General features: G+C 62.7%; 6 protein-coding genes. 4 read left to right on the forward strand and 2 right to left on the reverse strand.

The annotated features are described in order from the left end of the window. Positions 1–119: 119 nt before the first annotated feature. Entirely contained in the window at positions 120–2,288 is a 2,169-nt protein-coding gene (locus Y887_RS03405; RefSeq protein WP_046963010.1) for a methyl-accepting chemotaxis protein, read from the forward strand. A gap of 435 nt (positions 2,289–2,723) precedes the next feature. Then, positions 2,724–3,089, forward strand: a complete 366-nt coding sequence (locus Y887_RS03410) for a hypothetical protein (protein WP_052764929.1) — start codon at positions 2,724–2,726, stop codon at positions 3,087–3,089. A 77-nt stretch (positions 3,090–3,166) separates the two neighbouring features. Here Y887_RS03410 and Y887_RS03415 read toward each other — a convergent pair whose 3' ends face one another. Together Y887_RS03415 and Y887_RS03420 are read right to left on the reverse strand one after the other, a co-directional pair. Beyond that, positions 3,167–3,592: a GNAT family N-acetyltransferase gene (locus tag Y887_RS03415; protein WP_046963011.1), complete on the reverse strand. Its 426-nt coding sequence runs from the start codon at positions 3,590–3,592 to the stop codon at positions 3,167–3,169. 26 nt (positions 3,593–3,618) lie between these two features. Beyond that, complete coding sequence (locus tag Y887_RS03420) at positions 3,619–4,290, reverse strand: LysE/ArgO family amino acid transporter (RefSeq protein WP_046963012.1); 672 nt, start codon at positions 4,288–4,290, stop codon at positions 3,619–3,621. A gap of 55 nt (positions 4,291–4,345) precedes the next feature. Here Y887_RS03420 and Y887_RS03425 point away from each other — a divergent pair, with 55 nt between their 5' ends. Beyond that, positions 4,346–5,263 carry a LysR family transcriptional regulator ArgP gene (locus tag Y887_RS03425; protein WP_046963013.1) on the forward strand — a complete coding sequence of 306 codons (918 nt, stop codon included), beginning with the start codon at positions 4,346–4,348 and terminating at the stop codon, positions 5,261–5,263. Positions 5,264–5,839: 576 nt separating this feature from the next. Beyond that, positions 5,840–6,376: a hypothetical protein gene (locus Y887_RS21270; protein ID WP_248827413.1), complete on the forward strand. Its 537-nt coding sequence runs from the start codon at positions 5,840–5,842 to the stop codon at positions 6,374–6,376. The last annotated feature ends 219 nt before the right edge of the window (positions 6,377–6,595 follow it).

The following is a 6,595-nucleotide window of genomic DNA, read 5'->3' on the forward strand; positions in this document are numbered from 1 at the left end:
AACTATTACAGAACGGAAGGCTTTAGCACGTCGGTATCCAGCCGCTAGCTGGGCAAGACGCTTGAGTGGACGCACCCCGCATCCACTGGGCTCTTCAGCTGCACTAACTGGATGCGGTTATGAACGATTATTTGCAACGCCTCAATGTCGGCCGTCGCCTGGGCATGGCCTTCGGCATTTTGATTCTCCTGTCGGGCCTGCTTGTTGCGACCGGCCTGATCACCATGTCCAACGCCCGCTATGAGCTGGACACCATCGTCAACAACAATATGGAGCGGATCCGGCTGTCGAGCGACATGCTCGATGCCAATACGAATGTGGCGATCGGCCTGCGCGACATCGTGATGGTGTCCGGCGATGCGGCCAACCGCCGCGCCCTGAAGATGATCGAAGACAACCGCGCACGCTACCGCCAGTCCCACGATGCACTGGCAGCCATGCCCAGCAGCGACGTCGAAAAGGCCGCTTTGAAGTTGGTGCAGGAAAAGCGCGACATCTCGGTCAAGTTCAACAACCAGATTCTCGACTACGGCATTCACGACCAGAACCAACAGGCGCAGGCTCTGTTGCAAGGTGCAGCCGCCACTGCGATGAACGACCAGCAAGCCGCCATTCGCGAAAACGCCGCGCTGGAGCGGCGCCTCAGCAAGGAGGCATATGCCGCCGCGGTGGCTTCCATGCATCGCGGCAAGGTCATCCTGGCAAGCGGCGGCATTGCAGCATTGGTGATCAGCACACTACTGGCGTGGCTGATCACACGCAGCCTGACCCAGCCACTCAGCCAGGCCACGCGCACCGCCGAAGCCATCGCCGCCGGCAATCTGCATAACGATGTCCACACCACCGCCAACGATGAAACCGGCCGTCTGCTGCAGGCCATGGACAAGATGCAGCTGCAGGTACGCAACCTGATCGCCGCACAGACCGAGATGGCCAGGCATCACGACGCCGGCACGATCAGCTTCCGTATCGATGCGGCGGCATTCCCGGGCGACTACGGCCGTATGGCTAACGACACCAATCTGCTGGTGGCCGCGCACGTGGCCGTGCAGACGGACCTGGCGCGCATCATGGGCCGCTATGCCGTTGGCGAACTGTCTGAAGACATGCAGCCATTGCCCGGCGAGAAAGCGGTATTCAGCGACACCATGGCGCAGGTCAAGCTCAACCTGTCGGCAATGAACCACGAGATCAAGCATCTGGCACAGTCCGCCGCCAACGGCGACTTCAGCGCACGCGGCGATGTGGAGCGCTTCCAGTTCGACTTCCGCATCATGGTCGAAAGCCTCAACCACCTGATGTCCAACGCCGACGGCAACCTGCAGTCGTTGTCGTCGCTGCTGCAGTCCATCGCCGCGGGGGATCTGACTGCGCGCATGAGCGGCGACTTCCGCGGCGTCTTCGCGCAGATGCGCGACGATGCCAATGCCACCGCCAGTCAGTTGGCGCAGATCGTCGGCAACATCCAGCAATCGGCAGTATCGATCAACGCGGCTGCCAGCGAGATCGCGGCCGGCAACCAGGACCTGTCGCAACGTACCGAACAACAGGCGGCCAATCTCGAAGAGACCGCAGCGTCGATGGAAGAACTGACATCCACCGTCAAGCAGAACGCCGAGGGTGCGCGCCAGGCCAATCAGCTGGCGATCGGTGCCGCGCGCGTCGCTTCGCAAGGTGGCGACGTCGTGGGCAAGGTCGTCGAGACCATGAGCGGTATCGAAGCCTCATCCAAGAAGATCGCCGACATCATCAGCGTCATCGATGGCATTGCATTCCAGACCAACATCCTCGCGTTGAACGCTGCGGTGGAAGCTGCACGTGCAGGCGAACAAGGTCGTGGCTTTGCCGTGGTCGCCTCCGAAGTGCGCACGCTCGCGCAGCGTTCCTCCGGTGCGGCCAAGCAGATCAAGGACCTCATCGACGACTCGGTGCAGCGCGTGGCCGATGGCTCGGCGTTGGTGCGCAGTGCCGGCAAGACCATGGACGAGGTGGTTGCGAGCGTGCAACGCGTCACCGACATCATGGGCGAGATCTCCGCGGCATCGCAGGAGCAATCGGCCGGCATCGAGCAGGTCAACCAGACCATTACCCATATGGACGAGACCACGCAGCAAAATGCAGCGCTGGTGGAAGAAGCAACGGCAGCCGCACGTTCGATGGAGGAGCAGGCAGTGCAACTCACCGACGCGGTGGCGATCTTCAAGATCGATGCACGACAGACAAGGCAGGCCGACCACCGAGCGGCGGCACCGGTCGCACATCTGCTGAACAAGGTCCGCAGCGCCTGAGCGAGCGGCAGGCACTGCGCCGTCGACCAGATTGTCGGTGCGGGCATGCTGATGCGACGGGGCGGATGTCCCCGCAGCCATTGAGGCTTGGCACACCAAGAAAGCGCCTGCAAGGGCGCTTTCTTGGTCTATCCCGCACGCTCCGCCGGCAGCCGGCGCACGCATCCCAGGCACCCGACGCACGCGCTCAGCGCACACAAAACATCTTCGAAAACAAGTACTTGAACCGATAAAGAGTGCTTGCTTCCAGCGCCATGCCTGGTTACGCTGCGCCGGTCGAAAGAGAGCAGGCCGGATGGTAGCCCGGCCACCGTCTGCAACGCAGGCGGCATCTTAGCCATCGGTACCCACGACATCCGCCGCCGGCACTGCAGGTGTGTCCGTGGGTACTTTCGTCACCGCGCGGCACGCCTTCTCAATCAGGAAGGATCACCCGTGAACACCAGCAACGACAATCGCGCCCTGCATCGCCCACTCAACGAGGAGCATGCCAACGTGCAGGTCTGTGCTTTCGCAAGGGACGCAGGCGGTGGCCGGCACGGCGATGCCTTATCGCACTGGCGACAAGGCCATCTCGACGCACACGTGATCTGGCGGCGGCAGCTCACGCTCCAGGACGGCATGTCGGTGCTGTTGGCGGCCTGGCAAATGCCGCATTCGCCGCGCTGGGAGTGGGAAGCCATCGACCTGCTGCAGGATCGGCACCTGTCCGGCGGCAATTGCGAATCATCGCTGGCGGCAATGCGCGCTGCCGATGCCTGGCCGGCGCTGCGACGTGGCGAGGTTGCAGTGCTCGCCTGACAGCGCGCAACGCGACCCGCACTTCTGTCCCGACGCGACGCCATGACGGTGTGCATCGCGCAGTCGACCCACCGCAGCTAGCGCGTGTAGAGACCGGGACGGTAGCGTTCCATCAGCGACTGCGGAGACAGCGGCGGTGTGAAGCCGTAGCGCGCATAAAGACCATGCGCATCGCTGGTGGCCAGACTGAAACGGCGCAGCCCTTGCAGATCGGGATGCGCCATGACCGCATCCATCACCATCTTGCTGTAGCCCTTGCCCTGGTGCTCTGGCAACACGAACACATCACCCAGATAGGCGAAGGTTGCGTAGTCGGACACCACTCGCGCAAACGCGACCTGCTCCCCCTCCAGAAACCCGCCGAAGCACAGCGAGTTGGCGAGGGAGCGCTGCACCAGAGCAAGCGGGATGTCCCTGGCCCAGTCGCTGTGCTGCGCCAGGTAGCGATGGATCAGCGCAACATCGAGTTCGGATTGATCGGTGGACACGCGCAGTGGCGACATGACAACAACTCCGGCAACAGTGGGCCTCAGGTTAGCGCCTGCGAAGGCAGCAGCAACAGTGCGCACAACACCAGCATGAATCCCGCGATCGCCGCATCCAGCACACGCCATGCGTGCGGATCGCGGAAGGCCGGCTGCAGCAAACGCGCGCCATAGCCCAGACCGGAAAACCACGCGATGCTGGCCAGGCACGCCCCCAAGGCGAAGGCCCAGCGCAGCTGGCCCGGGTAGCGCGCGGCCAGACTGCCCAGCAGCAGCATCGTGTCCAGATAGACATGCGGATTGAGAAAGGTAAATGCCAGGCACGTCAGCATGGCGCGCTGCCAACGCTGGGCGCCGGCCTGTGACGGCGCCAACCCACTGGTGCCACGCCAGGCCCTGCGTGCAGCCAGCGCTCCATATGCCGCGAGAAATGCCGCTCCCGCGTAGCGAAGTACCTGCAGTAGGTCCGGCCATTGCGTCACCAGTACGCCAATCCCGGCCACGCCCAGCACGATCAACGCGATGTCGCCGAACGCGCAGATCGCCACCACCAGACCGACATGCTGGCGCTGCAGTCCCTGACGCAGCACGAATGCGTTCTGCGCCCCGATTGCGATGATGAGACCTGCGCTGGCGATGAAGCCAGAGATGGCAGCTTTAAGGAACACGAGCACCTCCCGGATCACAGGCACCCATGCTGAGCGCTCTGCTGTCATTAGGAAAACTAAATATTCTGTATTCTGCTTAGAACTTCTAATTCTGCCGAACGCCATGGATCTTCTGCATCCGCAACTGGCTGCATTCGCTGCCGTTCTCGAGGAAGGCAGCTTCGATGCCGCTGCACAACGGCTGTCGGTGACGCCGTCGGCGATTTCGCAACGGGTCAAGGCGCTTGAAGACCGGCTCGGTCAGGTGCTGGTGATCCGCAAAGCCCCCTGCCGCCCTACCCCCGCCGGCGAGCGCCTGCTACGCAGGGTGAAGCCGATGCAGGTACTGGAATCCGAAGCGATCGCCGACTTCCTTCCCGGCGACAGCGGCGTTGGGCATCCACGCACCCTTGCCATCGCGGTCAACGACGATTCGCTGCAGACCTGGGTCCTGGCGGCGCTGTCTGCCTTGCATCAGGCACACGGGTTTCTCTTCGACGTGCAGATGGACGACCAGGACCATACCCTCGAGTTACTGCGTGCGGGTAGCGTGCTGGGCGCAGTCACCTCCGAGCGCAAGCCGTTGCAGGGCTGCAATGCCCATGCGTTGGGCGTGATGCGTTATCACGCCATCGCGTCGGCTGCCTTTGTCCAGACGCACTTCAAGGACGGCTTCACTGCCGCCTCGCTGGGCCACGCGCCCATGCTGGTGTTCAATCGCAAGGACACGCTGCAGGCACGTTTCGTCAAACGCATTACCCGCACGCAACTGGCTCCACCGACACATTACCTGCCCACCTCGACCGGCTTCGTCGAAGCTGCTGCCCGCGGACTCGGATGGTGTCTGGCGCCGGAGTCGATGGTGACGCCCGCCGCTCGCAGCAAGCAGGTCGTCATCGTCGACCCCACCCGCTGGCTCGATGTTCCGTTGTACTGGCAATACGCCGCAGTGGGCTCGCGTGCCTTGCAGCAACTCAGTCAGGCGCTACGCGAGGCAGCCGCTACGAGTTTGCGTGGAGGCAGAAGCGTCGCAGCGGCATGAGCATGCGCCATGCACGAGGGGTTGAAGTCGGCCGACACGCTTCAGTGGCCTGCGGCCCGAGGTTGGGCCAGCCCGTACTCGCTCGTTGCGGCAACGCACATGCGTTTCGACGACCCTGTAAATGAAGAGATTTTTGCAAACCCTGCCGCTGCCGGCGCTTCTCTGGAGATCCGCACTGCGCCGCCCTCACGAAGATATGGGCTCATTGCATGCATCAAAGGCTTCTGCAATCGGAGGACACGGTTCCGCCAGAACTGGACGTCCATCATGGCCAGATCGGAATCACCCGCCTGTCTAAAAAGTCCGGCGTGGATTGTGGTAAAGCCTCGTCACTACCCGACCTTGCTGCGTCGTCCTGATGTTCGGCTATTGCGGCTATGGTCCTGATCTGGATCGCACCCTCACCGATTGCAGTGCACACGCGATCATGCCGACATCCGGATGCGAGCGAGACCGGCATCCCTTCCGCGTTGCGTCGCCCTTGACGGTTCAGGCAGACATCGCAATGACTGCGAAGCGGCATCGACCAAGGCGGTATGTCGACGTCGCTGACATACCGAGTGAACGCACTTGGGTTTGGCGCGACCGACCTCGCCTCCGCCAGTCATCGATGCCTTCGAACAGCCTGGCCGGCTGGCACTTGAACCGTCGGAAGCAGCGGCTTCCAATGCCACCGCCCTTCCCGCACTGAACGCTGGAACAACCGATTCGATTCGCAACCACACGGTCACCTCGGCGTCTTATCCGCACCGTAGCTTGCCGCCGAAAGTTGCCAGCACTCCCGACATTCCATCCCTCGAATCGGACCAGACCATGTCTTCCTCATCGCGCAAGATCCTTCTTCTGGCTTTCGGAATCATCGTTTCCTCGACCATGATTACCACCGCCTCCGCAAAATCGCTGCATGTCGTCTCCCGCACCGAGCAGATGACATCGTTCACCCACTCCGGCCCGAGCAGGACCGAGGTGTTCAATCAGCAATGGGCCGACGGTGCGGCGCAATGCCGCGACGCGTTTCCGCAAACCACCTCGGTGCAGCTCGGTCAGGTCAATACCCGCGCGATCAACGCAAAGACCTTCAAGGTCACCGGCAAGTGGATCTGCCGGGGTTGATCGCTGCTGCAAGCCCGACCGCACACAGGCATAGGCTGCTCGTTGCCAGGAGCGATGCGACATCACGGCTACGGCAGCGATCCTGCCGACCTCGGTGCCGCCACAGGCGCGCTCGGTCACAAGACACAAAACCCGCGCATTGACCGCAGGCGTCGAGCTGCGCGAGCGCGTGCATCGTTGGACCTGCACCCAACTGCCTCTGTCAGCCTCCCGTAAAAT

The organism is Xanthomonas pisi DSM 18956 (assembly GCF_001010415.1).
Taxonomy (GTDB): domain Bacteria; phylum Pseudomonadota; class Gammaproteobacteria; order Xanthomonadales; family Xanthomonadaceae; genus Xanthomonas; species Xanthomonas pisi.

What these genes read in the sequence shown, in the direction of transcription:
- Y887_RS03420 (WP_046963012.1), bottom strand. Translation starts at nt 4,290, where the DNA reads ATGACAGCAGAGCGCTCAGCATGGGTGCCTGTGATCCGGGAGGTGCTC.
- Y887_RS03415 (WP_046963011.1), bottom strand. Translation starts at nt 3,592, where the DNA reads ATGTCGCCACTGCGCGTGTCCACCGATCAATCCGAACTCGATGTTGCG.
- Y887_RS03425 (WP_046963013.1), top strand. Translation starts at nt 4,346, where the DNA reads ATGGATCTTCTGCATCCGCAACTGGCTGCATTCGCTGCCGTTCTCGAG.
- Y887_RS03405 (WP_046963010.1), top strand. Translation starts at nt 120, where the DNA reads ATGAACGATTATTTGCAACGCCTCAATGTCGGCCGTCGCCTGGGCATG.